This window comes from Zooshikella ganghwensis DSM 15267 (assembly GCF_000428585.1).
GTDB classification, from domain to species: domain Bacteria; phylum Pseudomonadota; class Gammaproteobacteria; order Pseudomonadales; family Zooshikellaceae; genus Zooshikella; species Zooshikella ganghwensis.
Genome location: NZ_AUAF01000303.1, coordinates 1 through 2558 on the forward strand (window position 1 = coordinate 1; position 2558 = coordinate 2558).

At 35.3% G+C, this 2558-nt stretch carries 2 protein-coding genes; both read left to right on the forward strand.

The window, feature by feature from the left end; translation table 11 throughout:
* The first annotated feature begins 362 nt into the window (after positions 1-362).
* Positions 363-815, forward strand: a complete 453-nt coding sequence (locus F607_RS0126200) for a tail fiber domain-containing protein (RefSeq protein ID WP_027710365.1) — start codon at positions 363-365, stop codon at positions 813-815.
* Between the two features lie 912 nt (positions 816-1727).
* Positions 1728-2135: a hypothetical protein gene (locus F607_RS33315; protein WP_051311855.1), complete on the forward strand. Its 408-nt coding sequence runs from the start codon at positions 1728-1730 to the stop codon at positions 2133-2135.
* The last annotated feature ends 423 nt before the right edge of the window (positions 2136-2558 follow it).

Below are 2558 nucleotides of genomic sequence, written 5' to 3' on the forward strand. Positions count from 1 at the left end.
GTAGTTCATAGTGCTTTATCTCTTGGTCGGGAGAAGCGCAAACTCTACCAGCTGGCTTCTCTTATGCCAATTGCACTTATTATCCGAAACCGCGTGTATTTAATTTTAATAAGAATTGATATTTTAATGATTTATGCCAACAAATAAGAATATATTGATGCATCCTTTCGACAGCCATATCTTATTAAAACCCAAGTTGGAACGTAGATGCTAATTTAGTGAATTCCAGCGAGCTGAATAATTAATACACATACTGACGTACTTTAAATAAATGATTGATAATCAGCTAATCATGATTTATGTCAATTTAAGTAATTTATTTAAAATTAATAATTTACTTAAATTATGACTGGATGATTGGTATGAAAAAGGTTGTTGGTTGTTTTCTTATTTCCTTATCGTTACTCAACGTTAACGGATACTCTGCTGATGATGATGAATACAAACCCGGGACATGCTCGGGGCCTTATTTTGATTCACTAGGGGGATGCGGATTAAGTGATAGGAATATCAAGACTGACTTGGCTGCTTTACAAGAACCACTAGAAAAACTTGCAAGAATAGAAGCTTACCATTATAAAATACCATACCTTGACTACAGTACTTTAACCATAAATTTTAAGGAAGAAATTGGTGTTGTCGCTCAAGAAGTCAAAGAGGTTTATCCTTTGGCTGTCTATCGAGATCGTGAAAAAAGGTTGCTAGGGGTCAATTATTCAAGGCTAGTAGTACCACTGATTGCAGCAGTTAATGAATTAAACAAGAAAGTGGAAAGACTAGAAAAGCAGTTAGAAGAGCAAAGAAATGAACCTTAGCAAGTTGGGCAAATCAATCATCAGGCTCAATGTTCACTTCGCAACTTTAAATCACCTTATACGACACAGTTAGGCTATGTAGCTTAAGTAAGCGGTATAGTCTGAATTATACAAAAAATAGCCGATACGCAGGGTTATCGGCTATTTTTTGAGTACCGTAGACTCAGTCAATAACCTAGGTCCATACTTCAGCATAAATCCTTTCTCTTGTTCTGTTCAAATTATAAGTACTATAGACCTAAACTGTCGTCTTTTATTTACAAAAAAATACATTAAATTAATAAAATGAACTGTTTTAGTGATGATATGTGATATACACCATATTAAAATTAAAAGGAATTTTATGTCATGCATTGGTTCTGAGTGGTTTATTAAGGAATAAAACAACCATAATATATTATTTTCTGGCGTCCTCGTTAAGAGTTAGTTCTACTACATAGGTTGGGACATCCTCCTATCTTATGACAAACATTTACGTTTAATCACCGCTGCGCAAGATCAATAGTTTTCGTATGATGATGTGTACGACAAGGTAAGTAATCAATTAGTTAACTAATACAGCACTTGTATTAGACATAAATTGTCCCAAAGGAGGAGTAATACTCTGAGTATGATGACAGTAGCAACTTGATCACGTTAACCGATGCCAACCACAATACTACCTGTTTTGAATTAAATAACGAGATTCAGCAGATCAAGACTGCCAAGCGGTTTGTCAGAAACACGATGTGACCATTGAAATATGTCAAACCAATTACCTGAAGAATCGTGTAAGAGCTAATATCTAGCCGGTTTGCTGGATATCAGACAATAGACCTACAAAGAGGCTCGGTTTTGCCTAAGAGAGTACATGAAAAAAAGTATTGGTAACAATAATAATATTTACGTTTACCATTTTTGTGGAGAGGCCTAATGGACTTAATTAAAAAAAGTTATCTTGGACTGGCGTTTGCTGCTTGTTTGACTCACTCGACAGCTAATGCTTCATGGGCAAATGTTTATTGTGCTAAGGAAGATGGCAGTGATTGGTATTGGTTAAAAGATGTTGATGATAATCAGGTAACCATTTCTGGCTTTTGGGGGCGTTACCCGTTGGCAAACTTTAAGTATGCTCAGTATTTCAGCGTGTATAAATGGGAATATAAAGATGTGAATGATCAATGTAAGGATGACTATGTGGCACAACCTGCGACAAGCGATAAAAGTGGCTGGTATATCTTTCAGATATATAGTCCCTACGGAGATACTTATTATGCGCCAGGTAAGTACGATATTTATGAGTTAACTGCCAACGAGATATGTAACTATGGATTTTGCTAGATAGATAGGAATTTCAAAGTACTATGGTGTTTAATAGTCGTCAACTGTATTAGGTGCGATCTGACAGTTCTTACTTGAAAACTAAGAGTTACCCGCTTTGATTAAAGGTATCACTTCTTAAAATCAAACCAAAAAGGTAACTCTTAATGTACCATTCTAGTAATCCAGTCATTATACGCCAAGTTGGTTTACTCAGTCTTGTGACAGAACCTTGATTCCTGCGTAATGTAAGGAAAGTCCGCCTGCAGCTCAGAAATGGATAATCAAAATTATCCAATAAAACGTATACTTAATAGGCAAATTAAACATGGTGAAAGAAGTTAATTTATTTTGGCTCTATATGGATTCCTAGGGGGTAGCATATAATACAACCAAAGATGTATTATGCACGTCTATTTGGGTAAATTAAGTCAGTAATAAGGA